The sequence below is a fragment of the Tenacibaculum amylolyticum genome (assembly GCF_964511145.1).
Classification (GTDB): domain Bacteria; phylum Bacteroidota; class Bacteroidia; order Flavobacteriales; family Flavobacteriaceae; genus Polaribacter; species Polaribacter amylolyticum.
This window is the reverse complement of sequence record NZ_CAZEFZ010000077.1, coordinates 131,903-158,173: the sequence shown is the minus strand read 5'-3', so window position 1 is coordinate 158,173 and position 26,271 is coordinate 131,903. Positions and strand designations below refer to the sequence as shown.

Below are 26,271 nucleotides of genomic sequence, written 5' to 3'. Positions count from 1 at the left end.
ACTATGACAAATGTCATAGTTTAAGAAAGCACCTACAACTACCTTTGAAGTATAATTATCGGGCAACATTATGGGCGTAATATATGTACTATTAACAGTTAGTGTATTGGTAGCAATTATCTTCTTTATAGCTTTTATTATTTCGGTGAAAAAAGGGCAATACGACGATACGTATACGCCTTCTGTTAGAATGTTGTTTGATGATGAATTAGTGACTAACAAAACAAACGAAAAATAGATTTTAATTCAATTGATTATGGAAATGCAACAATTTTATTACGATAACAAAATCGTGAAAAAATTTATCTACGCAACACTGTTGTGGGGAATTGTAGGGTTCTCTGTAGGATTACTCTTAGCATTCATGTTTTTATTCCCAAACATTACCGACGGTATTTCGTGGCTAAGCTTTGGTCGATTAAGACCTTTACACACCAATGCAGTAATCTTTGCCTTTGTAGGTAACGCTATTTATGCAGGAGTGTATTACTCATTACAACGGTTATTAAAAACAAGAATGGCCAGTGATTTACTGAGTAATATTAATTTCTGGGGATGGCAATTAATTATTATAGCAGCTGCTATAACATTACCTCTAGGGTACACAACTTCTAAAGAATACGCAGAGTTAGAATGGCCTATAGATATTGCCATTGCAATTGTTTGGGTAGTATTTGGTGTAAATATGATTTGGACGATTTTAAAACGTCGTCAACGACATTTATATGTAGCGATATGGTTCTACCTTGCAACTTTCGTTACTGTAGCTGTATTACACATTTTTAACAGTTTAGAATTACCTGTTAGTGGTTTAAAAAGTTACTCAGTTTATGCTGGTGTTCAAGATGCATTAGTACAGTGGTGGTACGGACATAATGCCGTTGCATTTTTCTTAACCACTCCTTTCTTAGGACTTATGTATTATTTTGTTCCAAAAGCTGCTAATAGACCTGTATATTCTTACAAGCTATCTATCATTCACTTTTGGTCCTTAATTTTCATTTATATCTGGGCTGGTCCTCACCACTTATTGTATTCAGCTTTACCTAACTGGGCACAGAATTTAGGAGTTGTATTCTCTATAATGCTTATTGCTCCGTCTTGGGGAGGTATGATTAATGGATTATTAACCTTACGTGGTGCTTGGGATAAAGTACGTCAAGATCCTGTACTTAAGTTTATGGTAGTTGCTATTACTGGTTATGGTATGGCTACGTTTGAAGGACCAATGTTATCGCTTAAAAATGTAAATGCTATTGCGCACTTTACAGACTGGATTATTGCACACGTACACGTAGGTGCATTAGCATGGAATGGTTTTATGACCTTTGGTATGATCTACTGGTTAGTTCCTAAATTATTTAAAACAAAGTTATACTCTAGAGGAATGGCTAATTTCCATTTCTGGATTGGTACATTAGGAATAGTTATGTATGCATTACCTATGTATGTAGCAGGATTTGTTCAAGCTTTTATGTGGAAACAATTCAACCCAGATGGTACTTTAACCTACGGAAACTTCTTAGAAACTGTACAAGAAATAGTTCCGATGTATTGGATGCGTGCTATTGGAGGTAGTTTATTCATTTTAGGAGCTGTTGTCATGATATTTAATATCTACAAAACTGTTCGTAAAGGAAGTGAAGTTACAGACGATTTAGCTGAAGCTCCTGCCTTAACAAAAGTATCTAAATATAGAACTAGTGGAGAAACTTGGCATACATGGTTAGAGCGTAAACCTATTAAATTAACCATCTATGCAACAATTGCAATCTTAATTGGTGGTGTGGTTCAAATCGTACCTACATTAATGGTAGAATCCAACATTCCTTATATAAAAGCAGTAAAACCATATTCTCCATTGGAGTTAGAAGGTAGAGACATTTACATTGCTAACGGATGTGTTTCTTGTCACTCACAAATGATTCGTCCTTTCAGAAGTGAAGTAGAACGTTATGGAGAGTATTCTAAAGCAGGTGAATATGTATACGACCATCCATTCTTATGGGGAAGTAAACGTACAGGTCCAGACTTACACCGTATTGGAGGAAAGTATAACGACAATTGGCATTTCAATCACATGTACGATCCACAAAGTACTTCTCCGGGATCTATTATGCCAGCTTACCAATGGATTATTCGAAACAAACTGGACAAGTCGTTAACAGAAGATAAAATGAGAGCTATGGTAACTTTAGGAGTTCCATACACAGAAGAAGATATTGCAAATGCTCAGAAAAGTATGGACGAGCAAGGTTCACAAATTCAACAGAATTTATATAACGATCCAGATTTTGCTAGAACATACGAAAGTGATAAAAAGTATGCTTTAGAAAACAATTTACCTTTTGTAGAAATGAAGGATCGAGAGATTGTAGCACTAATCGCTTATTTACAACGATTAGGAGTGGATATTAAAGTTAAAGACGTGGAAAATAAACTATCTAAAAACTAAACCAATGCTAAAATTTGTAAAAAATCATTTAGAAAGTATCACAGGAATTGAGATTTATCCAATCATCTCATTATCCATATTCTTTACCTTTTTCGTATTGCTTTTTTGGTGGGTCTTCACTGCGAAAAAAGCTTACATAAAAGAAGTTAGCAACTTACCACTAGACAATTAAATAGCCTATTATGAAAAGAACTTTTCAATCTATAATATATATCGCTTTTGTAGGCATCAGTTTTTGGGCCTTAATTAAAGCAATTACAACCTATCAGAACCCTTTTAGCTTATATGAAAATCCCTTAGTATGGATTTTAATAGTAGCATTGGCATTAGTAGTTTTAGTTAAAGAATACTTCAACCATACTGTTCAGAAGATTGCTGAAGAATTTAAAATGGAAAAAGAGGGAATTGTCCCTGAAGAAGTAGATGAATGGGCATGGGCAAAAAAACTAGTACGCCGTTTTACTAGAACTAGAGCTATAGAAGAAGAACATACCATAGAATTAGATCATAACTACGATGGTATTAAAGAACTAGATAATGTATTACCGCCTTGGTGGGTGTATCTTTTCTATGTTACTATTGTATTTGGAGTAATATACCTTATTCGTTTTCATGTTGCTGGTGGAGATACACAGGAAATGGAATATGAAAAATCGATGGCAAAAGCACGAATGGAAATAGAAAAATATAAAGCAGCTACTCCAAATGCTTTCGATGTAGAAAAGGTAGAGTTACTTACAGATGCTTCAGATGTTAACAGAGGAAAAGCTGTATTTAGATTAAACTGTGCTTCTTGTCATGCACCTGATGGTGGTGGTGGAATTGGTCCTAATTTAACAGATGAATATTGGATTTTAGGTGGCGGATTCAAAAATGTCTTTAATACAATTTATAATGGTGGTAGAGATGGTAAAGGAATGGTAGCATGGAAAAGTACCTTAAAACCTCAAGACATTCAAAAAGTAGCCAGTTATGTAATCTCTTTAGAAGGAAGCACACCCGCTAAACCTAAAAAACCGCAAGGTGAAGTTTGGGAAGAGGAATAACAATACTTCAATAGATAAAAAATAATTTCAAAGTCATAATTAGTAGATAGTTAGTTTTTTTAGTTGATCATGGAAACACCCAAAAACGAAAATTTCAGAGATAGTATCGGGACAATAGACTCGGGTGGTAATCGTGCTTGGGTGTTTCCTAAAAAACCAAGCGGGAAATGGTACCAATACAGATCGTATGTTAGTTACTTCTTACTCGCTTTTTTATTCTTGGCGCCTTTTATAAAAATCAAAGGAAATCAGTTTTTACTTTTCAATGTATTTGATAGAAAATTCAACATTTTTGGATTTCCTTTTTGGCCTCAAGATTTCCATTTAGTTGTAATCTCTATGATTATTGGAGTGGTATTTATTACACTCTTTACTGTTGTATTTGGTAGAATTTTCTGCGGTTGGATTTGCCCACAAACTATTTTTCTAGAAATGGTTTTTAGAAGAATTGAATATTGGATTGAAGGAGACAGAGGAAAACAAATACGATTAAACAAACAACCTTGGAATGCAGAAAAAATAAGAAAAAGAATTACTAAGTGGACTGCTTTCTTTATCATTTCATTTCTAATTGCTAATGTGTTTTTAGCGTATTTAATAGGAAGTGATGAACTATTACAATACATTATACAAGGGCCTTTTAAACAACTTAGTACATTTATTGCACTACTTATTTTTACTGGAGTTTTTTATTTTGTCTTTGCATGGTTTAGAGAACAAGTATGCATTATTGCTTGTCCATATGGACGTTTACAAGGTGTATTATTAGACAATCAATCTTTAGTTGTTGCATACGACTATAAACGTGGTGAAAAAGAAAAAGGACGTGCTAAATTCAATAAAAGAGAAGATAGACTAGCTTCTGGTAAAGGAGATTGTATTGATTGTAAACAATGTGTTCATGTATGTCCTACTGGAATCGATATTCGTAACGGAACACAATTGGAATGTGTAAACTGTACTGCTTGTATAGACGAATGTGATACCATTATGGAAAAAGTAGGATATCCTAAAGGATTAATTCGTTTTGCTAGTATCGAGAACATTGAAAAGAAAACTCCTTTCAAGTTTACTTTAAAAATGAAAGGATACACCGCTGTGCTTGCTATTTTAATTGGAATCTTAACAGGTATGCTTTTCTTGCGTAACGACGTAGAAGCAAAAGTTTTTCGATTACCTGGGCAATTATATCAGCATAAAGAAGATGGAATTATTAGCAATGTATATTCTTATAAAGTAATTAATAAAACCACAGAAGAAATACCTAACGTAAGTTATAAATTACTATCTCATAAAGGAAAAATTGAAACTGTTACCCATCAAAACTTTAATATTCCAAAACAAGGGTTAGCAGAAGGGTCACTTTTTATTGAATTACATCAATCTCAATTAAAAAAGGATAAAACAAAGCTCAAAATTGGAGTGTATAGCAATGGAAAACTTATAGAAACTACGAAAACCAATTTCTTAGGACCTAGAAGTTTTAGATAAAATTAAACGCATATGAAAGTTAACTGGAGTACAGGAATCGTTATTGCAATTATTGCCTTTATTGGATTTATCCTATTTATGGTAATTACAATGACTACAGATAAAAATTATAATCATGATTTGGTAACAGATCAATATTATCAGAAAGAGTTACAATATCAAAACAATATTGATGCTATTAAAAATGCCAAACAACTAAAGCATCCTATTCAAATTATACGATCTGAAAAAGGCTTGAAAATCAATTTCCCTAAAGATTTTAATCCCCAAGAAATTGAAGGTACAGTGTTCCTATACAGGCCATCCAATAAACAATTGGACTTAGAAATTCCTATTTCTTTAACCAATACCTATATGCTCGTGCCTGAGAATCACTTATTGGGTGGCCGTTGGAACATTACTGTCGCATTTAAATACAACAAAACTCCTTATTTACATCAAGAAGAACTAACCTATTAATGATTTTTACTGCGCTCATATTTGGTTTTTTAGGAAGTTTACACTGTGTTGGTATGTGTGGACCAATAGCTTTTATGCTTCCAGTAGACCGAAAAAATCAAGTAAAGCAAGTTTTTCAAATTAGCAGTTATCATTTAGGACGATTAACTACCTATAGTTTTATTGGTCTTGTATTTGGAATTTTAGGAAAAGGGTTTGAGCTTTTCGATTTTCAACAACATTTATCTATTGCTACCGGTACACTTATGATTTTATTAGTAGTTACTCCTACTATTTTTCGTAAGATAAAATTCACCAATCCTTTAAATAGATTCATCATACAAGTAAAATCGAAATTAGGTAAAGAATTAAAAACCAAAGGAACCAGTACTTTCTTTAGTATTGGTTTTTTAAATGGTTTTCTTCCTTGTGGTTTAGTATATATGGCTGTTTTAGGAGCTATTACCACACATAACGTGCTGCTAGGAAGTTTATATATGTTTTTATTTGGTTTGGGTACCATTCCTCTAATGAGCGCTGTGGTATACTTTGGTAACTTTACCAGTGGTTTATTTAGAAGAAGACTCCAACAAATTATTCCTATAGCAGTTGTTGCTATTGGTATATTGTTTATTTTAAGAGGGTTAGGTTTAGATATTCCATACATCTCTCCTACTGGTGCTGTAAGTAATTTAGTAGAACAATCTCAAGTTTGTCATTAAGAAGAAGTTGTTCGAAATGATAAAAAATCAAGAAGAAAAGATATAAGGTGTTTCCTGAGCCTTGTTGAAGGAAGAACGAAGGATCTATTACAGAGAATAAACATTTTTCTAAATGAAAAATATTTTACGTCATTGCGATTGAAGAATGAAAGAAGCAATCTATTTATTAAAAATAACAGATTACTTCATTACACTTCGTTTCGTTCGTAATGACTAAAACATTAAAAAAGCAAAAAGCTTCAACTCTAATTTGAGCTGAAGCTTTTCATTATTCTTTGCGCTTCCCTCCCATTACTAAAAGCAAAACAACTCCGATTAAAATAACGCAAACTAGAGCAAAAACAGCAATCATAACAGCTCCGTTACTCCAAGAAACTAACGGTAAATTTTTCATCTTTTCTGAGTTAATATTTATACCAATTTACTTCATATTTTCAATGTAAAGCATGATGGAAATCATAGTTTTTAATCTCTTTTCGAACTACTTTTAAGTAAGAATTCAAAACGTTATCATTATGAAAAAAATCATAGTTCCCGTAGACTTTTCATTGTATTCAGAAAATGCATTAAGAACTGCAGCCATGTTTGCTAAGCAACATGATGCTGAGCTTATAGTAGTTCATATGTTAGAACTTTCTAACGCAATTGCATCTGTTCCTAATTCATATGTTCAAGAAGAAACTGTTTATTATTTTAAAATAGCAGAGAGAAAGTTCAAAGAATTTTTAGACAGAGAATATTTATCTGATGTTAAGATAACGCCAATCATTAAACATTATAAAATTTTTGCTGAATTAAACGATCTTGCTGTGGCTGAAGAAGCCGATTTAATTATCATGGGCTCTTTGGGAGCTTCAGGATTTAAAGAAGCCTTTATTGGTTCTAACACAGAGAAAGTAGTTCGTACTTCAGAAGTTCCTGTATTGGTTGTAAAAGGAATGCCAGTGCCTTCAATGTTTAAAAATGCTGTATTCGCATGTAGTTTTTCAGACAATGATATTGTTCCTTATAAAAAAGCAAAAAGGTTACTCGCTACTTTAGGTTGTTCATTAAAACTGTTGTATGTAAATACTCCTTATGGTGAATTCTTAACCACGAAGCAACAAAAAGACAAAGTAGCTCAATTTTTAGAAAAAACTAAAACTATTGATCCAGTGCTAGAAGAAGTTGCTTTTGTAGATGACTTAAGTGTTGAAAATGGTATCCTAGAATATGCTAAAGAAAATAGTTCTGATGTAATTGTAATGGGTACGCATGGTAGAAAAGGACTTGCTCATTTCTTTAATGGAAGTATTTCTGAAGATATTGCCAATCATGCAAAAAAACCAGTTTTAACGATTAAGATGTAACTCGAAAGTATTATACATTGATTTTCTTTTTCAAAATATCATTCCTGTAAAGGTTAGTATCTATACAAGTACTTACTTAAGCAGGAATGGTACTTTATATAATCCCTTAACAATAGATTCTTCACTTTGCCTTCGAGTTTCCTCAAGCATCGTTTAGAATGACATAGCTCAATGTCATTGCGAGTGTTCCCTGAGGAAACTCGAAGGGAAAACGAAGCAATCTGTTTTTCGATTGGAAGATTCCTTCAGTCGTTTCACTTCTTCGGAATGACGTGTTTTTTTTATCATTTTCAACTATGTTAAAAATAGTATCAAAAATAGAAACAATACGTTATCGTGGGTGATCCTTGAGTTTTGTCGAAGGATGCTCCAAGGGAGCTCTTCGGAGCAACAAACTACTTACCTATTTCTATAATCTCCCAATTTTATCATCCCTAATTAAAAAAGGAAGTGCAAATGCACTTCCTTTTTAGGAGCTTAGTTATTTTTAAACTAAACTATCAAAACAACATAATGGGGGGATTTTTAATATTGTTCTAATAAATATTGAATTAAATCTGTACTGGTAACAATACCTACTAGTTTATCGTTTGTATCTGTAACTGGCAATGCATGGAACTCACGTGTTGCTAAAATTTGTGCTACTTCTTTAATCGTATCTGTTTCTTTTACACATTCTACATTTTTTGCCATTACCTGGTCTATCGTAAAAATACTATTCAGCACAACTCCTACTTCTGTTTCATACTCTTCTACATTCTCAGCATAACTTACTCGCATTAAATCTGTATGACTTAGCATTCCTATTACGTCATTTCCACTTACAACAGGAATATGTCTAATCTCATGTAATTTGAATAATTCTTCTGCACTTGTTAAATCATCTGTATTATTTAGAGTTACTAAATTTGTGCTCATTATTTTAGATACGGGAGTTCTTTGCTTCATAATTTTTGTTTTTAAATTCTATTCAAATTTCAGAAAACTACACTTTGATAACTATGATTTTTGTCATGCTATTATAAATTTTCTATGTTGACATGAATTCAACTTAAAATATTGACATATTTAAATAATACCCCTCTTGAAGAAGCGACCTCTGAATCAAAATTTTGAAAATCAAGGAAGCAGCATAGGCTAAAAGATAAAAAGCTGTTCGAACGCTAGTGAGTTCTTTTTATCTGTGGAAGGTTCCGTAGTATTTTCTCAAATTTTTATTCGAAGTCTTGATTTTTGTTTCTTTTCATCAAGGAAAAGAAAGGGAATAAATTATTATTCCAATCTTATTGAACAACTCTAAACAAAAAACCTTCTCTAGATAAGAGAAGGCTTCAACATAAAAATATGCTATGATTCTAAAGTTCTAAAAAACTCTCACCACATTAAACCCAAAAGATATTTCTCCTTTAGACCAATCCCCACGCGCTTTTGTTAAAAAAGCACTATCGTTACTTCCTCTAGCATTAGAAAACAGTAACTGAAACACATGTCCACCTGTTTCTATAGCTACACCTAATGTTAGCGGATTATTATATACTGAATTTATATGTTTACTGAAATTATATGCATACTCCATATTAATACTCATACGTTTGCTTACTTTCATCCTTCCCCCTATAGCCGCTAAAAACTGGTTATGACTTCTTCCTCCTGATAAATTAATATCTTGTAAATTCTGACGTACAAATGAAGGAGCAAATTCTAAAGACAACTTTTTAGAAATTCTTCGAGATAGTAATAATTGCATTGTATAACTCATACGATCTCCAAACTTTAAATTCGGATAATTTGCTTTTTTAATTTCTGTATTTATATCTGCGCTTCCATAAGCAACTATATTTAACGGAAATGTATTCGACTGTTTTGCAACACCCACTTTTGCAGTTCCTGAATATGTTTTCTCGAAACTATCTCTACTTAAACTCAATTGCACTCCTTTCCAAAAACTATATGCTAATTGAATTTTTGTATTTGCTTGGTCTAAACCAAAAAACTCTTCTACTCCACCTTTTATAGAACCAAATCTGTGCGCTACAATTAAATATAGATCTCCTTTCTCTGCTATTTTAGTAGATTGTAGGTTTCCTATTTGCATGGCTTTAAAAGCTGGAAAACTATATTTTGTATCAGATTTCGTTTCTTTATCTAGTTCGTCTAACAAATCGTCTTGTGCATAAAAACTCAATGTCCATAATGATAAAAAGACAATTAAAAACTTCTTTATTTTATAAGTATACATTCGTTTAATTTTAATTCTTCTAGTAAATCATCGTAGCCTATAACACGACCTTTTATTTGTATTTCTTGTTGCTTTTCTATTTGTAATAAAGCATTGGTGTTTTTCAATTGGCAATACACTTGTTCATTTAATGTAATTCCTTTCACATCTTTAGAAGTAACAATACCTTTTACCTCAACTATTTTTTGATTCCACACCCTAAAATCTTTATTGCTTTTCTCTAAAAGCTCCATAGCATTTCCTGTAAAACTTACAGCTGCTACTTCAATACTTATTGGTGGCTTATACATGTATTTGTACACACTGTATACTCCTAAAATAATAAGTAGTATGAGCACAAGTTTCTTATTCTTTTTTAACCAACTCATAAGCGATGTCTATTAAAATTTCTTTAGCTATTTTTTTACGTACAATACTTGGGATTTTAATTCCGAAATTTTCAGGTTTTACTGGAAAATGAGCATTGATTTTTATATGCTCATTAACCAATTCAACCGATGCTAAAAGCTCTATTTCTTTTTGTTTTCCTTTGATGGTCAATATTCCTTTTAACGGTAGTTCTTTTTTAGAAGCTATTTTATCCAATGAAAAATCTTCTAACCTTCCTTTAAAAGTAGCTTTCGGATACACATCACTATCCATATAATTCTCATTAAAATGTTCTTGCATTAAAGCAACTTTAAATCGAAAAGCACTTACAAAAAGTTGTGCAGCTATGTCTCCTGTACTAGCTTTTAAAATTGCTGTTGTACTATTGTTATTAGCTGCTACAGGTTCAAAGGCTGCTACTGAAGCTTTAAAATGAGTTTTTCCTGTTCTTGTAAAATATTTTTGTGCAGTTATTGATTGGCTTAATAATACAGTTATTACAAGCATCCATTTCTTCATAATTAATTGTTTTAAAAAGTTCTTTATTTTTATTAATTCTCTGGATATCCTTCAACCTTCCACTTATCAAATAATGCTCTTCTATCTGGAGTTAATAAACCGCTTTGTGGCATTGGATTTGCTGCATCGTTTAATCGTTGAATTAATGTTCCGTTTTCTGCTGAGTTTCTTACTTGCGTATATGTTTCTAAAATCAAACCATTGGCAGGATTTACAGAACTATGACAGGTTAAACAGTTATTAAAAATGATTGGCTGTATGTCTGTGTTATAACTTACTTTTCTATCTGATGGAATTTCTCCTACTAAAGGAATTTCTGCCGTAGTACAACTTGTTATTATAAGAGTAATTAGTATGTAAAATATCTTTCTCATTTCTCTAATTTTGAACATCAATATTGGTAATCGTTTCAGTTTTATTTTCCAAAGGAGCTACAGTAATTTCCTTACTTGAACTTAAAATATCTCCTTCAGAAGGCGCTCCATCATTATTTATATCTGCAACCACTGTTATATAATAAGTGCCAGGATGTAAATAGGTAAACACAAAAGAAGTTTCTTGATTTTCTAGCACTGGGAAATGTAAAAGCGTATCATATGCTGCTAAGTCAGAAGTTAAAATTCCAGTTGCATCTGTTAAAGGATCTTTAGAGAGATATACCAATAAATTTGCGTTTGAAATTGCCGTATTTCGAGTAAGGTTTACTGTTAATGTTCCTAATCTTGGATGATCTGTAATGACGTAAGGGTCGCCAGACAATGCTGCCAATTCATATATTGAACTATTGGCTTGTTGTGCTAAAAAAGTAGCCGATTTAGGACTTTGGCCTGCTTGTTCTACATACAAGTTTGCTGTATTAAATCCATTTTCAAAATCTAAGCCTTCATCTACTACGTTTTGCGGAAAACCAGTAGCATTTTTAGCAGCCTCTGCTAGTTCTAAATGCATTTTCTTTCCTTTAAATGTCATATGACGTGAAGGAAGTCTATTGCCTAAGTTACTGGTGTACGAATTAAAATAAATGCTATCATTTTTAAAACGAAGTTCCATGTACATAATATTTGTTCCTCCAATAGCATCTACCAATCGGTAATACTTCCCTTCTGTATTTCTATTTTCAACTTTATCTAATACAAAGTAGCTCGTCCTATAAATTCCATTTAGCAATCCTCCATTACGTGCCATTATGGTACGCTTACCTTTATAATTGGTTACAAAAAATGAAGTAAATAGATTTCCTAAAGTTCCTCCTTCATGAATTCCATGTATATGCGATGTAGAAATAGCTCTGTAATCCCAAGCGAACCAAGGATAATCGTCTGCAATAACTCTATTATTTCCAACCCAATGTCCTTGCATTTTTTCAAGAAAGTCGAACCCTTCTTGATTAATATCTATGGGAGTAACAGTTACTTGTATTGGATCTGGAGTTGGTGTACTAGCATTTCCACCTGTTATATCTCTAATACCATCTTCGCAACTCATTAAAAAGAGTACCATGGTTATCCCTAAATAAATCTGTATTTTTTTCATAATCCTTATTGTTTTCTTGTCCAAATTTCCGTTAATGGTTTATGGTGTACATAGTTTGTTACGAGTAAAGTGTCTCTGTGCTTTACTAGTAATTGAGTGGTGTTTCCTGTGGTTTTTGTAGCTCCAGAAATAGCATCTACATACATTCCGTTTTTATACTTCAAATTCTTTAGAAAAATATCTTTTGCTGTTCCAGTTTCATGAAGAATAGTAGTTCCATCGTTATAATAAATTACTTTTCCTACTAGCTTTTCTTTTGTATGTGTTATTGCATAGGTAGCCTTATAATACGGACTCTGTACTTGCCATATTCCAAGAATATTGGTATCTGAAATTTTCGAGCATCCAATACTTCCAAGTATTACAATCAGGAATAGGTGTTTCATTTTGTTTGTTTTTTACATGGCAAAAATGAAAAGGTTCTTGGAAGCTTTTTTTGACTTAAATCAAAATCGAAATAATTGCCCGTGTACTTTTTGACCTATATCAAAACATCTCCTTTATAACAACTATAGTTTTGCGATACTTATAACTAACAATACATGGAAAAATTAATGCACCGTTGGAATCTTACGAAGCGAACAGATCTCTTTATTATTCTCTTTGTTTTTTCAATTACCGGTTCTACTTCTATTACGGTAGGTAGACCAATTTTACAGTCACTCGGACTTACAACACAACTCAATCCACTAGTTTATTATCCTCTTCTTATTTGCGCTAGTTTTGTTTTTTATCAGCTATTTCTTTTACTATACGGCTGGCTTTTTGGTCAGTTTCAGTTTTTCTGGAATATGGAAAAGAAACTATTACGTAGGTTTGGATTGAAACTATAAGATTTCTTCGTTATTTTTAAGCATGAAGAAATCCATAAAATGGAGAACCATTATCGCCTTAATTCTTATGTACCTTGCCTTATTTTTTAATTGGGAATGGATGTGGGGAGTACTTTTTTTAATTTGGGTAGTTCCAGATTTATTTTCTGGTGTTACTTATTTTATAGAACCTATTACTAAACAAGGACATCCTGTATTGTATTGGATTATTATAACAACCTGGTTATTAATGGCAATCTATTCGCTATCAACATTATTTATTGATTACAACGCTTATTATTATGGGTAAATGGAAAACCAAGTTAGCTCTTATACTTTTAATACTCGCTGTTATTTTTGAATGGAATTGGTTTTGGGCTGTTTTTATCTTACTGGGTCTTATAAATATGATTAAAAGTAAGACGATTCATTTTGTAGAAGCCGTTTCTCAAAAAGATAGTCCTAAGTTGTATTGGACTATGATTGTTATTTGGTCTTTACTTGCTTTGTATTCTATTCTGAGCTATTTGAATGCAATTTAACACTTCAATTATTTTACAATACGCATGACATAGGGTTGTCACTACTCCACTCTATTTTTGGACCATGAAAAAAATAATTATTGGTTTAATTCTTCTAACGACAGTAACTTGTCGTACATCAGAAGATACAAAAAAACGTACAATAGAGCAAGCACACATCGTGGAAATGGTTTTATGGAAATCGAAACCTGGAATTACGACCGAAACGGCTAAAAAAGCCATTACAAAACTAAATCACTTTGTAACCAAGCAACCTGGTTTTGTTGCTAGAAAGACAGCAATAGCAGCAGATGGAAAATTTTTGGATCTTGTGTATTGGACAGACCTCGCATCTGCAAAAACAGCTTCTGAAAAGGCAATGAAAAACGAAGCTTTAATTCCTATTTTCAGTACCATAGATGAAAAAGAAATGTTATTTCAACATTTTGAAATTTTTAATCGTATTGAATCATTGAAATAAAACAGTAGCATATTTTCAATAAACATATCATTAACATTCCCTAAATGTCTCATGAACGCTTCCTAAGTAAAATAGAAGGAATAGTTAAAAGGTATTTAGGGAATGCTTGTAATTTTAAGAACTAATGTGAATTTACTTAAAGAACTCCTATCACTTAGAATACTTTTGCAAAGTACTAACGAATAAAACTTCACTTCGATTGTACTCAGCAAAGCTATTAAGAGTAACTCAATTACTTCTCGATAGAGTTACTGAGTAACATCGAAGTAACAAAAACTTAGCTAAAATTCATGCTAACTAACAAAATTCTATTACAGTATGCATTATTTAGATTAGTATTATGCATCTAATACTGTTTGTACAGCTATTGCTGTATCTAAAACCATTTTATCAAAAGCAACTGGTTTCCAGTTAAAAACTTCTTGTGTTTTACTAATATCTCCTTCGTATTTTTTTCCTGCATATGGTAACATTCCTTTCATTTCGCTATTAAAGTTTGCTAAAAGTTTTACCATAAATGTAGGTGCTATTTTTGTGCTTACCTTTTCATATCCGCTATTCTTTAAGAGTGTAGTTATGTCTTTATACGAATATGCTTTTTCAGAAGCTACAATAAAACGTTCTCCTTTTGCATGCTCGTTTTCTAAAGCTGCTACATGAATATCCGCAACATCGCGAACGTCTGACATATTAATACTTGCATGAATCATTTGTTGTAATTCTCCTGTAAGTACGCGTTTGAATAAAGTCATAGACTCTCCTGACAAATTAGAAGACAATGTTGGTCCGTATACAGGCCCTGGATGAATGGTTACTAATTCTATCCCGTTTGCAGTTGCATAGTCCCAAGCCGCTTTCTCTGCCAATGTTTTACTTTTTAAATATGCTGTAGCATTTTTAGCATGTACATCTGTCCAACTTGCTTGTGTAATGTGCTCATCTCCTTTTACAGCTCCTAACATGGCTACCATAGAAGATGTTAATACTACTCGTTTAATACCTGCTTTATGCGCTGCTTTTAATGCACGTACAGTTCCTTCTACTGCTGGTTTTATGAGTTCATTTTCATCTTTTGGAACTTTAGAGAAAAACGGAGACGCTACATGCATTATAAAATCGCAATCTGCTGCCGCCTCATCCCAACCAGTGTCTTTTAATAAATCTAGCTCACAAAATTCTAAATTTCCTTTTGGATCTACTTCTTTTGCTATTACTTCAGTGATCCTTGTTGCTTTAGACAAACTTCTTACCGATCCTTTAACGGCGTAACCACTCTTTAATAATGCTACTGCACAATGCTGTCCTATAAAACCTGATATTCCGGTTAATAATACTTTTCTCATTTTATTTTTACTTTTGTTTTGCAAGTAAAATTATATATATTACTTTTGTTTTGCAAGTAATAATTTATTTTTTATGAAAAATGGTTTTCGATGTAAGTGTCCAATCACTTCTGCATTAGATATTTTAGGAGACAAATGGTCTTTAGTTATTATAAAGCAAATGCTTTTTGAAGGCAAAACTACTTTTAAGGATTTTGTAGAAAGTACTGAAGCTATTGCTACCAACATTTTAACGTCTCGATTAAAAATGTTAGAGGAATTTGATATTATAGAAAAACACAAACTGCCTACTAATAAAAAAACGAATCTGTATTTATTAACTGATAAAGGACTTGCCCTAACACCTGTATTAATTGAAATGACATTATGGAGTAAATATCATGTGCAAGAGTTTAATCCAGACTTAAATCTAGATGAAAAACTAGATTATGTAGAAAAAAACAAAGCGCAAGCTTTTAAAAACATTATTGCGAACTATAACGAATACAAACAATCTTTCTTTTAAACCCCAATAATTATGAATACACAACAACAAACACCAACCATAGTTCTTTCAGATTTTGTACAAGAACATTGGACTCCGCAAGAGTCTGAAAATGTAGCTGTAGTAGTTGACTTTTTTCAGCATTTAATGAATGAGCATAATTTTGAATACACACTAGCAACTTATGGTGGTGGTTCGTACACCCAACATAACAGAGCCATTCCTAATGAAATGTCTGGATTAGTGGAATACGTAAAAACATTAACCAAACGGTTTCCTGAATATTCTTTTGATGTAAAACGTATTACTGCCGATGGTGATTTTGTGGTATTGCACAGTCATACTACTTTAAAGGCAAAACACAGAGGAAATGAGCGTAAAGGATTTATCATTACAGATACATTTCAGCTTAAAAATGGAAAACTTACCGCGCATTGGGACGCCATTCAGCCTATAGATTTCTTTACTCGTTTTATATTCCTATTAACTGGTGGTGCTATTGGAAATAATAATCCTACTTTTTAGCTGTTTCACCTGCTAAAATTATAAACATACATAATGAGGAGTTTACAAGCCAAAATCTAATTCTCTTTAATATATCATCTATATTTTTACACCTGATACAATTATGCATCGGGTGTTTAATTTTTAAAATACTTCTCAAAGCTTTAGTTACTCTTTATTCAAAAATTAATAACTTTAATTTCAAAATTAGAGATATTATAAATGAGGAAAGTTAAAGCGTCAATTGAAATTAAAGCAACACCTAAAAAGGTTCTTTCTGCATTTACTAGTTCTAAAATGTTGAATGGATGGTGGGGAGTAGAAAGGCATTTAATAGAATTAAAATCTGGAGGAGTGTATTCACTTGCATGGAAAATTTCAGAATCTGGTATTGGCTACGTTTCAACAGGAATAATAAGTGAATATATTGATAACAAGCGATTATATATTCAAAACTTTGTTTATTTCAATCCAGAGAAATCAATATTGGGTCCAATGTCTTTATTAATCGAAGTAAAAGAAAAAGAAAACTTAACTGAGTTATCTATATGTCAAGACGGATATCAAGAAGGTGGTGATTGGAATTGGTATTATAATGCAGTTAGCGAAGCTTGGCCAAAAGCTTTAGAACTCATAAAGGAATACATAGAAAGCAATAATTAAGACAAAATAAGCAGCTAATTTTTATGAAAATAAAGCCTAAAACAATAACACTAAAAAACGGCAAAGAAATTTTAATAAGACAATGTGAAGTTAATGATGCTGAGCATTTAAGAAATACCATTAAAACCTATATAAAAGATAGTAAGTATATTCCTAAACTTCAAGAAGAATTTAAACTGTCTATAAGTCAAGGAGAAGATTGGATTAAATCTTTTATAGATAGACCAAATTCTTTATTACTTATTGCTGAATTTGATAATAAAATTATTGGAAATATAGATTTAACTGGGAATCCCAGAAAAGTAATGGAGCATACTGCTGTAATAGGCATGGGAATGTTAGCTGAATGGAGAAACTCTGGATTAGGTACTGAATTAATGAAAGCAGCGATTTCCTGGGCAAAAAATAATCCTATATTAGAAATTCTTTGGCTACAAGTGTATACTGATAATAAATTAGGCGTAGGTTTATATCAAAAAATGGGCTTTACAGAAAACGGAATTATTAAAAACTTCTTCAAACAAGACGGAATATATTTTGATAATTTGACCATGAGTTTGGAAGTCAAATAATTTAAAATTAATTCAATCATTTAACATAAAAATATAACATTGTATACTTAATGCAAGACCTATTATCTGATATTAAAAAACACATTTCCTTAACGGCAACAGAGGAAGAAATGATACTAGCCCAAGCAAGTATACACACCTATGCTAAAAAGCAGATATTAGAGGATTATCAAACTATTTATAATACTATTTACTTTGTTACAAAAGGTTGTATTCAATTATGTGTAATGAGTGCAAATGGTACAGAACATACCTTGCAGTTTTCTATTAAAGGTTGGTGGTTAACAGACTTTGATTCATTTAATTATCAAAAAGCTTCTTCTTATCAATTAAAAGCAGTTAGCAATACAGAAGTAATTCAATTTACACGTACACAACTACAGCAACTACAATCTGAAATTCCGCAGTTAGCACATTATTTTAAAGTACTTGCAGAACGTGCTTATGCGGCTTCTTTATATCGTATTTCGTTAATGATGACACTTTCTAAGGAAGAACGTTATTTTAATTACACCAAAGACTTTGCTCGGTTTGCAGATAAAGTACCACAATATATTTTAGCTTCGTATTTAGGGCTAACTCCAGAGTATTTAAGTGAAATTCGCAATAAAAAAACCAAATCTTAAACCAGCTTAATTTTTTTCTACTACATTCCTCCTACTTTTGCCTAAAAAAAGTAGATGCAATCACACAAACTCATCACCTCCCCTGCTACAACTACTATACCTTTGAAAGAATTACATCTTTCTGCGAAAAATAAAGCGAAAATCAATCAGCTATTAGAAGAATTTACCTTCTTAGAAGCTTTGCAAAAATATCAGCTTCCTGTTGCTCATAAAATACTTTTATATGGAGCCTCAGGTTGCGGAAAAACAGCAACAGCCAATGCTATCGCCAGAGAGTTAAACAAACCTATAGTTACCTTGCATTTAGGAAATTTTGTTTCTTCTAAACTGGGAGCTACTGCAAAAAATATTACCGATGTATTTACTAGCGCTCAACTTAAAAAAGCTGTTTTATTTATAGACGAGTTTGATTTTATTGGTAAAACCAGAGATTACGACCAAAAGGATTCTGGAGAAATGAAACGTTTGGTAAATGTACTGCTACAGCTTATTGACAATTTAGCTACAGATACCCTTTTAATTTGTGCAACCAATCATATACAAGCTATAGATACAGCATTGTTAAGAAGGTTTCAATTACAATTAAAGTTTAAAGCGCCCACACAAAAACAATTGGATGCTTATTATGCGCATTTAATTGCTAAATTTCCAAAAGAACTCACTACGTTTAAACCAATCTACAATATTTCTTATGCAGAAGCTAAAGATCTGGTTTTTCTAAATCTTAAAAAGAACATTATTCTCAAAGAAAAGCAACGCAAACAGTTCTTATTTTCTTACGGTACTTTGCAATTAGAGAAAGTTCAGCTAGCAACTTATGGCAGATTGTTAGATGGTAAAGATGCTGTATTGCCTAACTATACATTACAACAATTACAAATAACAGATGTTTCTGTATTGGAAACAAGCGATCAAGAATTTCACCCTATTGCAATTAAAACCAATGCAACCGAAGATACCGTTTCAGGAAAAATATTTGAAATTACTACTGCCGAGCTTTTAAATACCGATGCGTATGAAGTGGATAATTATAAACGTGTTTTAGAAACTTTTGCTTCAGGCGAACAAGCATGGGTATATGTAAAAAAATAAACTAATGGAAAACATTATAGCCAATATAGATCGTATTCAACAGAGAATTTATAATGCTTGTGTAACATCTGGACGAAATCCAGAGACCGTTAAACTATTGTTAGCTACCAAAACGGTACATGCAGACAATATTAAACTTGCATTAAACCACGGACAAACGCTAATTGCTGAGAATAAAATTCAGGAATTAAAAGAAAAGTTTGATGCGTTGCAAGACACACCTCATCAATCGCATTTTATTGGACACTTACAAACCAATAAGGTAAAGGAGTTATTACGTTATAATGTAAGTTGTTTACAGTCTTTAGATCGGTTAAAGTTGGCAGAAAAACTACAACGTCGTTTAGCCTATGAAGACAAAACAATGGATGTGTTTTTACAGTTCAACACCTCTTATGAAGATAGTAAGTTTGGAATGGCTCCTGAAAATGCTTTAGCCTTTGCAAAAGAAATACTACAATTTGATAGAATACAGATTAAAGGATTAATGACCATAGGTTTATTTTCTGCTAATGACGAAAAGGTTCGAAAGTGTTTTCAAGTATTAAAGCGTATTCAAACAAATTTATTAGATCATGGTTTTCCTGTTCACGAACTTTCTATGGGCATGAGTGGCGATTTAGAAATTGCTATAGAAGAAGGTGCTACTATTATACGTGTAGGAACTGCTATTTTTGGTAAAAGACCGTATCCCGATAGTTATTATTGGAATGAAAATTCGTAATAGATTTTGTATGTTTATAGATATATTTAGATGTATTGCGAAATGAAACTATACAAACTCTTATTATTATTGGCTATAATTTCCTGCCAAGGAAAAGAAATAAAAAAAGACACATCAAATATTACTGAAAAAACTGAATTAACGTCAAAGAACACTCATAAAAATAGCACAACGGAAAGTCGAAAATCAATTCTTAAATATTTAAAAAATCAATGGCTTAAAGACTCTTCATCATACAAGCCTATATCTTGGGGGATTTTAGATACTGTAAATGCTTTAAAGTTCAAATATAAAATTTCACATAAGTACCAAACTTTAGGAAAATCATATTATAAAAATGTAGCAAAAGATACTCTAATTATTATCGATCATACTTTTACCCTTGATTCTAATTTTAATATAATAAGTATTCTAAATACTCAGGAATATGATAAATATTATGATTCTGAAGGAACTCCTTATCAAAGCTATGGGAATAAAGAATTACATAAAGTTGGACTTGAAAATGATTATGACATTATCCGTTTTTCTAATAATAACAATAAACTCATTATTGTTGGTGGAGATATGATGCCTTTAAAGTTACTTGGGACTACTAAAAAAGATTGGATAAAAAAGAGTATACTTGGGGTAAAAGAGAATTTGTTACAAAAAACTGATACTGTAGAATATTGTACAGATTTGATAGGAGAAGAATGTTTTCAATATATTTTTGAAAACAAAAAACTTAAAGAAATTAAAAGCCTCTTATAAAAATTAGTTTTTAAAACTAACCACAATCACCTACTATGAATTCAGTAAATGAAATACTTGAGTATTTGAAGAATCATTCTTCTGAAAAATATAAAGAGAATGTTACTAAACTAGGAATTCCTAAAGAAAATAGTTTAGGCGTTTCTATAAGAGAATTACGTAAACTAGCTAAAAAACTCAAACCTTCAAACGCTTTAGCAAAGGAACTTTGGAATACGTATTATCATGAAGCTAAATTATTAAGTGTTTTACTTATTGATGTGTATACTGTAGATCCTGAATGGGCTATTTCTCTAATGAAAGATGTTGTTTCTTGGGACTTATGTGATCATCTATGTAAAAACTTATTATACTACTTACCCGAGTATAATGACTTAATTCTTGCATGGCAAAACGATGAACGTTTGTATTATAAAAGAGCCGCTTTTTCTCTTATTGCGAATGCTGCTGTTCACGATAAAAAAATGGAACCTCTGCAATTAGATGCTTATTTAAATAGCATTCAAAAACACAAATCGGATGCAAGACCGCACGTACGAAAAGCAGTTTCTTGGGCTTTAAGAGAACTTGGTAAAAAAGATATTGAGTCTTATAAAAAAGCAGTGGTAGTTGCTAAAAAACTTGAAGAAAGTGATGATAAAAACAAACAATGGATTGGTAAAGATGCATTGCGTGAATTCAAACAGCTCATTCCTATTAAAAATAGAAAGAGATTGGTTTCTAAAAACAGTAAAATGGGAAAGTTATATGGAAATCAATCTTAGTTAAATTCAAAATAGTTTTTACTTTTGATTTAGAAAATTACAATCATGAAAAAATTACTTTCAATATTCATAATAGCAATTACATTATTTAATTGCAAAACTGAAGAAAACTCCCATATACAAACACTTTCGCTAAATGAGTTTGAAAAAGCAATTCAAATTGAGAATGTACAACTTATAGATGTACGTACTCCTGAAGAATACGCTGATGGACATATAGAAAATGCTGCTGTTATCAATTATTTTGGTGATGATTTTAAAGAAAAAGCACAGCAATTAGATAAGAACAAACCTGTGTATTTGTATTGTAAAAGTGGAAAGCGAAGTGCTAAAGCTTCTAAAGTTTTAGGAGAACTGGGATTTACTAAAATTTATGATTTACAAGGTGGTTATAATGCTTGGTCTAATAAGTAATTGATCTTTTATTTTTCTTAACTTTTTTATTCCTTTCAACAAAGATCTGGATTCTTTCAAGGTGTATTGTAACTCCCAAAAGTCATTTCAAAAAAACTCGCTATTAAATTGTACGTGGTATTATTTTTGATAAAATCTAAGCTTATAAAAAACTACTACAATGCTTAGAAAACTACTATTACTACTTGTATTAACTATAATAACTTCATGCTCTTTTAAAACTATTAATTACTCGCATGATTTCAGCACTTTTCAAAAAGGTATCGATTTTACGCAAACATCGGGAGAATGGTTGTTAAATACCATGAATTTACCTGAACAAAGAGAGGGAAGTTTAGAAAAAATCGCATACGATACATTTTCTGATTGGACAGGCAAAAAGGTTGTAAAAAAAGTGAACATGAAAGATAATACTGGTAAAAAGTATTCTTTTGCCATTCCATATCAACCTACAAAAGAAGAGTTTACTTTATTAAGTAAAACTACACCATACAAATACCTTATAAATATTCATTTAGGAAGTGATCAAAATGGTCCAAGGCTACAAGAATCTGAAATATTTATAGATCTTTATGATATAGACAATCATAAACTAATGGTTAGTGAAAGAGTTATTGGAGTGCTTGATAAAGTAAATGGTAACGATATTGGAAATAGCTTTAAAGTAGATGTAATTCCTAATATGATGTCTAAACTTTTAAGAAAAGGACTTAAAAACATTGAGAAAAACTCGAAGTTTTAGAAAATAATTTTATTACTAAAAAAATCTCTGTAAAAATTACTACAGAGATTGGTTTATTTTATCAAGATCAAAAAGCTATATATGCCTTAATTTGTTCTTTACAAGAATCACTATCTCTATGATTTATTACAAAATGAAACGCAATGAACAAAAAGACTTGAAATTCCGATTAGAATTTCAGGCATCATAAAAGATTATTAATGGTTGCTTTATTTTTCTTCTATTAGTTTTTTTAATTGTTCTTTGGCTCCTTGACCAGGTCGCTTAGCAAATCCATTCACTAACTCTCCATTTGGATTATAAATCAAATAATGAGGAATTGTTTTAATTGCTAAATCTTCGATTACTTTTGAGACATTTCCGTTTTCTATAAAATAATTTTGACTGTCTGAAATACTATCCATTTTTATAGCTTTTTTCCAGCTTTCTTTTTTGTCATTAAGACCTAAATAAATAAACTCAATGTTACCTGCTTTAATTTCCTTTTTGAGTTTATTAGATTCTGGCATTGTTTTTCGACAAGGTATGCACCAACTAGCCCAAAAATCAACGAAAAGCCATTTTCCTTTATTGTTTTCTAAAAGATTACTATAAGTCAAAGTATCGTTTGCCTGATTTGTTAAAACCAACTCATTAGATTTACTGAAATCTAGTTTATAGTCTTTTTTTAGTTTATCTAATTGATATACGTTAGTCGTATGTTTTTGAAGCTTCTTAAAATATTTTTCTTTGTCTTTTACCCTAAAGTTTTCACCAATTCCATTATAAGCATTAAATAATAAGAAGTTTTTTGCTGTTTGATTAAATCGTTTGTCTTTTAAAATTGAATCAAATCTAATTCTTGAATCGATGTAAAATCCACCAGAACTTCCATTATTCTCATTAATCAAATTTAAATCATATTGAGATATGTAATTCAAATAATCTCTAAAAAATGAGAACTTCATTAACGAATCCGTTTTGGTTAAATCGAATCCATAAACTTGCTCAATTTTTTCTTTATCACCTAATGATTTGTTTTGTGTTATCCATTTTTTAATGTTCTTCGATTTTTTATGCTTTTCCATTAGCATATTTAAAGCTTCTAATCGGTATAAATAATTAGTTTGAGAGATTACGTTGTTATTTTTTAAAGAATCTAACAGTGCTACCTCTTTTACAAAATCCTGTTTTGCTTGGTTATAATATTCGATAGATTTTTGCTCGTATTCTTTCGTATTTTCATTTAAAAATAGATTGCCAAAAATCAAAAAATGGCTCGTGTATTTATTGTTAAATAATTTTTTGAGTCGGAAACTATTATAATTTAGTTCCACATCACTTACTTCTCTATTTATAATTCTCCCTTTAGGAATATTGTGTTCGTAATTAAATACAACTGTATCGCCATTTTTAACTAAAAAAGTCTCTGCAATTGAAGTAAAAAAGTTGTTTGTAGATAGTTCAAGATAGTCTTTAAAAGTTTCTATGGTAATTGTATCTGATACATTGGCTTTTGGTTGCCAAGTTTTAACATTGTTCATATAATCTAAATATGTAAAACCATTATTCCTCCAAAAAGATTTTGGGCCTACACTATCCTTTAGTTTTTTTCCAATACTATCTTGTTTTAGTAGATGGACATATTCTTTAGGTGCATTTACAGAGATAAGAACAATCTTATTTGGTTTCGGTTTTTCTGTTATGCTATTCCCTTTTTCCCTTTTACAAGAAACCAAGATTAAAATCAGAAGTGATATGTAAAATATTTGTTTCATTTTTCAGCTTATTGCCAATGTTTTGAATAACCGTTATCAGAGTTTTTAATTATTATTTTTTTAGATTAAATATACCGAACGTATTTCTACAGGTATTATTTCGATTTTAAATTATATTTTTTTGAAAGTAAAATATAATAAGGTTAAAATTAAGACTGTGAGCTGAAAACCTCACTTATTAAACTAGTTTAAAAGTTATTACCTATTTTTCACCTATTGTTTTTTCAATTTCATCAATCGATAAGTTTACCCCCAACACAATTCCATTCTCATCTATCAAATAATTATAAGGAATCGCTTGAATACCGAGTTTATTATTTACTTGTTTGTCTATATCGATTAAATTAGTCCATTTCAGACTATCTTTTTCTATAGCTTGAAGCCAATTCTCTTTGTTATCATCAATTGAAACGCTAACAATATCAAAGTTTTCTTTACCAAGTTTGTTTTTGAGTTTTATAAGTTCGGGATGTTTTTTTCTACAAGGAATACACCAAGAAGCCCAAAAATCAACCAATATTTTTTTACCTAGAAATGATTTTATATCAACATTCTTGCCCTCGGTGTTTGGTAAAGTAAATTCCAAGAATGGTTTATTAACTCCATATTCATTAAGGTTTTCAATCCCCATTTTAAACATTTTCAAATCATCTTGACTTTGTTGCGTCGTGTCAATTTTAGAGTAAAGTTCAATAAGTTCATTTCTTGTCAAGATTGGTTCTATTAATGCAAGTTCTCCTAAAATGGTTCCGCTAATAGGATGATTTTTATTTTCTTCAATGAAAACATTTAACTTATTGTAGAGTGTATCTTTAAAATTTTCTTTGTTCTTATTAGCTTGATAAAAGTCTTTGTATTCATTTTGAATTTTAGCAGAGTAAGATCCTTTAATATCTGTTATATTTAAAAAATTTATTGTTTTTCCGTTCTGATTTTTTCTCTCGTAATCTGTTTTAATTGAAATATGACTGTTCTCAATATATAACCAAGCTGCATTTCCGTTTGATTTTAAGTTTAACCATCCTTGTATTGGTCTTTTAACACTTCCATTGAATTCAAAACTGTTGTTCGAGACTTTTACACTGTCTTTTATTGTTCCATAGTTTAAAAAAATATAGCCAGTATATTCTCCGTTTATGGTTCCAGAAAGATGAAATGATTTTTCTTTTGTGTTTTCTTTGCAACTAACAAAAGTTAGAATAATTAGAATCGTTAAAATATTTTTCATAGGTTGGTTTTAGTTTGCTTGTAATGGTCTCGACTATGGTTAATACGGAAGTTCCGAGTACAGAACTATCGAGCTAGCACTTAGCCAAAACTTTTTATTTTGATTTATCTCTTATATTTTAAGGCCAAATCAGAAGATTTAACGGATTTAGTTAAAAACTGTAATTTGGGTTAAGCACCAAACCCCGTATTAACTATAGCCATTGTTAGCTAATGTTTTTCTTTCCAGAATTGCCACCATTTCCTTTCTCTACTGGAAGAGTTATTGTCAGATGGATTAGAAAAAGGATCTTTAAGATAATTTTCATCATATCTTTCTCCTTCTTCTCCCTCAACTATTGCATTTAATTCATTAGCAATTGAAATCATTTTTTCAATTATCCAATTATCCGGATTTTTCACTGTAATCTCTCCGTCTTCCTCATAGAAAGTAAAAGGAACTTCACCTTTATCTGATTTCCATAATCCAGCATTTGGTGTTGAAACTGTTAATATTTCACCTTCATTAAGTTCGGCAGAAAATTCTTCAATTGGTTCAAAATGTGAGTCCATCTTGATATATTGAGCCCATTCTTCTTTACTTATTTTTTGACTTTCTTCTTCACGTTTTATGTTAAGTTCGTATCCCATT

At 31.2% G+C, this 26,271-nt stretch carries 35 protein-coding genes; 23 read left to right on the top strand and 12 right to left on the bottom strand.

Features of this window, described 5'->3' with window-relative positions:
- Window positions 1-70 precede the first annotated feature (70 nt).
- The 7 genes from ccoS to ACKTTC_RS20255 all read left to right on the top strand — a co-directional run bounded on the left by ccoS (window position 71) and on the right by ACKTTC_RS20255 (window position 6,152).
- Window positions 71-238 carry a cbb3-type cytochrome oxidase assembly protein CcoS gene (gene ccoS, locus ACKTTC_RS20285; protein WP_408041698.1) on the top strand — a complete coding sequence of 56 codons (168 nt, stop codon included), beginning with the start codon at window positions 71-73 and terminating at the stop codon, window positions 236-238.
- Window positions 239-256: 18 nt separating this feature from the next.
- Window positions 257-2,455 carry a cytochrome-c oxidase, cbb3-type subunit I gene (gene ccoN / locus ACKTTC_RS20280; RefSeq protein ID WP_408041697.1) on the top strand — a complete coding sequence of 733 codons (2,199 nt, stop codon included), beginning with the start codon at window positions 257-259 and terminating at the stop codon, window positions 2,453-2,455.
- A 4-nt stretch (window positions 2,456-2,459) separates the two neighbouring features.
- A complete protein-coding gene (locus tag ACKTTC_RS20275; RefSeq protein ID WP_408041696.1) occupies window positions 2,460-2,627 on the top strand; it encodes a CcoQ/FixQ family Cbb3-type cytochrome c oxidase assembly chaperone in 168 nt (55 codons plus the stop codon).
- 10 nt (window positions 2,628-2,637) lie between these two features.
- Window positions 2,638-3,501, top strand: coding sequence for a cbb3-type cytochrome c oxidase N-terminal domain-containing protein (locus ACKTTC_RS20270; protein WP_408041695.1), 864 nt, complete (start codon window positions 2,638-2,640; stop codon window positions 3,499-3,501).
- A gap of 69 nt (window positions 3,502-3,570) precedes the next feature.
- Window positions 3,571-4,992, top strand: coding sequence for a cytochrome c oxidase accessory protein CcoG (gene ccoG, locus ACKTTC_RS20265; protein ID WP_408041694.1), 1,422 nt, complete (start codon window positions 3,571-3,573; stop codon window positions 4,990-4,992).
- A 12-nt stretch (window positions 4,993-5,004) separates the two neighbouring features.
- Window positions 5,005-5,451, top strand: coding sequence for a FixH family protein (locus tag ACKTTC_RS20260; RefSeq protein ID WP_408041693.1), 447 nt, complete (start codon window positions 5,005-5,007; stop codon window positions 5,449-5,451).
- Window positions 5,451-6,152, top strand: coding sequence for a sulfite exporter TauE/SafE family protein (locus tag ACKTTC_RS20255; RefSeq protein ID WP_408041692.1), 702 nt, complete (start codon window positions 5,451-5,453; stop codon window positions 6,150-6,152). The genes ACKTTC_RS20260 and ACKTTC_RS20255 overlap by 1 nt, the downstream gene beginning before the upstream one ends.
- A gap of 268 nt (window positions 6,153-6,420) precedes the next feature.
- Here the strand turns inward: ACKTTC_RS20255 and ACKTTC_RS20250 are convergent, their stop codons facing one another.
- Window positions 6,421-6,546 (bottom strand): hypothetical protein, encoded by a 126-nt coding sequence (locus tag ACKTTC_RS20250; RefSeq protein ID WP_408041691.1) that lies wholly within the window; start codon window positions 6,544-6,546, stop codon window positions 6,421-6,423.
- A 121-nt stretch (window positions 6,547-6,667) separates the two neighbouring features.
- Between ACKTTC_RS20250 and ACKTTC_RS20245 the strand changes: the two genes are divergently transcribed.
- The gene (locus ACKTTC_RS20245; protein ID WP_408041690.1) at window positions 6,668-7,501 is read left to right on the top strand and encodes a universal stress protein; all 834 of its coding nucleotides are present in this window, start codon (window positions 6,668-6,670) and stop codon (window positions 7,499-7,501) included.
- 525 nt (window positions 7,502-8,026) lie between these two features.
- Here ACKTTC_RS20245 and ACKTTC_RS20240 read toward each other — a convergent pair.
- From ACKTTC_RS20240 to ACKTTC_RS20210, 7 genes are all read right to left on the bottom strand, one after another.
- Window positions 8,027-8,449, bottom strand: coding sequence for a CBS domain-containing protein (locus tag ACKTTC_RS20240; protein WP_408041689.1), 423 nt, complete (start codon window positions 8,447-8,449; stop codon window positions 8,027-8,029).
- 415 nt (window positions 8,450-8,864) lie between these two features.
- Entirely contained in the window at window positions 8,865-9,740 is an 876-nt protein-coding gene (locus tag ACKTTC_RS20235; protein WP_408041688.1) for a DUF5777 family beta-barrel protein, read from the bottom strand.
- A complete protein-coding gene (locus tag ACKTTC_RS20230; protein WP_408041687.1) occupies window positions 9,722-10,108 on the bottom strand; it encodes a hypothetical protein in 387 nt (128 codons plus the stop codon). Before ACKTTC_RS20230 ends, ACKTTC_RS20235 begins: the two co-directional genes overlap by 19 nt.
- Window positions 10,086-10,628 carry a YceI family protein gene (locus ACKTTC_RS20225; RefSeq protein WP_408041686.1) on the bottom strand — a complete coding sequence of 181 codons (543 nt, stop codon included), beginning with the start codon at window positions 10,626-10,628 and terminating at the stop codon, window positions 10,086-10,088. Before ACKTTC_RS20225 ends, ACKTTC_RS20230 begins: the two co-directional genes overlap by 23 nt.
- A 32-nt stretch (window positions 10,629-10,660) precedes the next feature.
- The gene (locus tag ACKTTC_RS20220; RefSeq protein WP_408041685.1) at window positions 10,661-11,002 is read right to left on the bottom strand and encodes a hypothetical protein; all 342 of its coding nucleotides are present in this window, start codon (window positions 11,000-11,002) and stop codon (window positions 10,661-10,663) included.
- 4 nt (window positions 11,003-11,006) lie between these two features.
- Window positions 11,007-12,161 carry a hypothetical protein gene (locus ACKTTC_RS20215; RefSeq protein ID WP_408041684.1) on the bottom strand — a complete coding sequence of 385 codons (1,155 nt, stop codon included), beginning with the start codon at window positions 12,159-12,161 and terminating at the stop codon, window positions 11,007-11,009.
- A 5-nt stretch (window positions 12,162-12,166) separates the two neighbouring features.
- A complete protein-coding gene (locus ACKTTC_RS20210) occupies window positions 12,167-12,547 on the bottom strand; it encodes a hypothetical protein (RefSeq protein ID WP_408041683.1) in 381 nt (126 codons plus the stop codon).
- 156 nt (window positions 12,548-12,703) lie between these two features.
- Here ACKTTC_RS20210 and ACKTTC_RS20205 point away from each other — a divergent pair, with 156 nt between their 5' ends.
- From ACKTTC_RS20205 to ACKTTC_RS20190, 4 genes are all read left to right on the top strand, one after another.
- The gene (locus ACKTTC_RS20205; protein WP_408041682.1) at window positions 12,704-12,994 is read left to right on the top strand and encodes a DUF6787 family protein; all 291 of its coding nucleotides are present in this window, start codon (window positions 12,704-12,706) and stop codon (window positions 12,992-12,994) included.
- A gap of 22 nt (window positions 12,995-13,016) precedes the next feature.
- Window positions 13,017-13,283, top strand: coding sequence for a hypothetical protein (locus tag ACKTTC_RS20200; protein WP_408041681.1), 267 nt, complete (start codon window positions 13,017-13,019; stop codon window positions 13,281-13,283).
- On the top strand, window positions 13,276-13,515 hold the full coding sequence (locus tag ACKTTC_RS20195; RefSeq protein WP_408041680.1) for a hypothetical protein: 240 nt from the start codon (window positions 13,276-13,278) through the stop codon (window positions 13,513-13,515). The genes ACKTTC_RS20200 and ACKTTC_RS20195 overlap by 8 nt, the downstream gene beginning before the upstream one ends.
- Before the next feature lie 64 nt (window positions 13,516-13,579).
- Window positions 13,580-13,975, top strand: a complete 396-nt coding sequence (locus ACKTTC_RS20190) for a hypothetical protein (protein WP_408041679.1) — start codon at window positions 13,580-13,582, stop codon at window positions 13,973-13,975.
- 338 nt (window positions 13,976-14,313) lie between these two features.
- On the opposite strand, the gene ACKTTC_RS20185 is transcribed toward ACKTTC_RS20190, so the two are convergent.
- Window positions 14,314-15,318: an NAD-dependent epimerase/dehydratase family protein gene (locus tag ACKTTC_RS20185; protein ID WP_408041678.1), complete on the bottom strand. Its 1,005-nt coding sequence runs from the start codon at window positions 15,316-15,318 to the stop codon at window positions 14,314-14,316.
- A 73-nt stretch (window positions 15,319-15,391) separates the two neighbouring features.
- Here ACKTTC_RS20185 and ACKTTC_RS20180 point away from each other — a divergent pair, with 73 nt between their 5' ends.
- From ACKTTC_RS20180 to ACKTTC_RS20130, 11 genes are all read left to right on the top strand, one after another.
- A complete protein-coding gene (locus ACKTTC_RS20180; protein WP_408041677.1) occupies window positions 15,392-15,823 on the top strand; it encodes a winged helix-turn-helix transcriptional regulator in 432 nt (143 codons plus the stop codon).
- 12 nt (window positions 15,824-15,835) lie between these two features.
- A complete protein-coding gene (locus ACKTTC_RS20175; protein ID WP_408041676.1) occupies window positions 15,836-16,327 on the top strand; it encodes a nuclear transport factor 2 family protein in 492 nt (163 codons plus the stop codon).
- A 201-nt stretch (window positions 16,328-16,528) separates the two neighbouring features.
- Window positions 16,529-16,969 (top strand): SRPBCC family protein, encoded by a 441-nt coding sequence (locus ACKTTC_RS20170; protein ID WP_408041675.1) that lies wholly within the window; start codon window positions 16,529-16,531, stop codon window positions 16,967-16,969.
- A 23-nt stretch (window positions 16,970-16,992) separates the two neighbouring features.
- A complete protein-coding gene (locus ACKTTC_RS20165) occupies window positions 16,993-17,541 on the top strand; it encodes a GNAT family N-acetyltransferase (RefSeq protein ID WP_408041674.1) in 549 nt (182 codons plus the stop codon).
- 50 nt (window positions 17,542-17,591) lie between these two features.
- On the top strand, window positions 17,592-18,167 hold the full coding sequence (locus ACKTTC_RS20160; protein ID WP_408041673.1) for a Crp/Fnr family transcriptional regulator: 576 nt from the start codon (window positions 17,592-17,594) through the stop codon (window positions 18,165-18,167).
- Between the two features lie 54 nt (window positions 18,168-18,221).
- A complete protein-coding gene (locus ACKTTC_RS20155) occupies window positions 18,222-19,259 on the top strand; it encodes an AAA family ATPase (RefSeq protein WP_408041672.1) in 1,038 nt (345 codons plus the stop codon).
- Between the two features lie 4 nt (window positions 19,260-19,263).
- Window positions 19,264-19,983: a YggS family pyridoxal phosphate-dependent enzyme gene (locus ACKTTC_RS20150; RefSeq protein WP_408041671.1), complete on the top strand. Its 720-nt coding sequence runs from the start codon at window positions 19,264-19,266 to the stop codon at window positions 19,981-19,983.
- Window positions 19,984-20,025: 42 nt separating this feature from the next.
- Window positions 20,026-20,736, top strand: a complete 711-nt coding sequence (locus ACKTTC_RS20145; protein ID WP_408041670.1) for a hypothetical protein — start codon at window positions 20,026-20,028, stop codon at window positions 20,734-20,736.
- A 35-nt stretch (window positions 20,737-20,771) separates the two neighbouring features.
- Window positions 20,772-21,500 (top strand): DNA alkylation repair protein, encoded by a 729-nt coding sequence (locus ACKTTC_RS20140; RefSeq protein WP_408041669.1) that lies wholly within the window; start codon window positions 20,772-20,774, stop codon window positions 21,498-21,500.
- Between the two features lie 45 nt (window positions 21,501-21,545).
- Complete coding sequence (locus ACKTTC_RS20135) at window positions 21,546-21,914, top strand: rhodanese-like domain-containing protein (protein WP_408041668.1); 369 nt, start codon at window positions 21,546-21,548, stop codon at window positions 21,912-21,914.
- A gap of 160 nt (window positions 21,915-22,074) precedes the next feature.
- Entirely contained in the window at window positions 22,075-22,656 is a 582-nt protein-coding gene (locus ACKTTC_RS20130; protein ID WP_408041667.1) for a hypothetical protein, read from the top strand.
- Window positions 22,657-22,865: 209 nt separating this feature from the next.
- On the opposite strand, the gene ACKTTC_RS20125 is transcribed toward ACKTTC_RS20130, so the two are convergent.
- The 3 genes from ACKTTC_RS20125 to ACKTTC_RS20115 form a co-directional block, all read right to left on the bottom strand.
- Window positions 22,866-24,413, bottom strand: coding sequence for a TlpA family protein disulfide reductase (locus tag ACKTTC_RS20125; RefSeq protein WP_408041666.1), 1,548 nt, complete (start codon window positions 24,411-24,413; stop codon window positions 22,866-22,868).
- Window positions 24,414-24,615: 202 nt separating this feature from the next.
- Complete coding sequence (locus tag ACKTTC_RS20120) at window positions 24,616-25,641, bottom strand: redoxin family protein (RefSeq protein WP_408041665.1); 1,026 nt, start codon at window positions 25,639-25,641, stop codon at window positions 24,616-24,618.
- A 209-nt stretch (window positions 25,642-25,850) separates the two neighbouring features.
- Window positions 25,851-26,270: a hypothetical protein gene (locus ACKTTC_RS20115; protein ID WP_408041664.1), complete on the bottom strand. Its 420-nt coding sequence runs from the start codon at window positions 26,268-26,270 to the stop codon at window positions 25,851-25,853.
- Window position 26,271 lies beyond the last annotated feature (1 nt).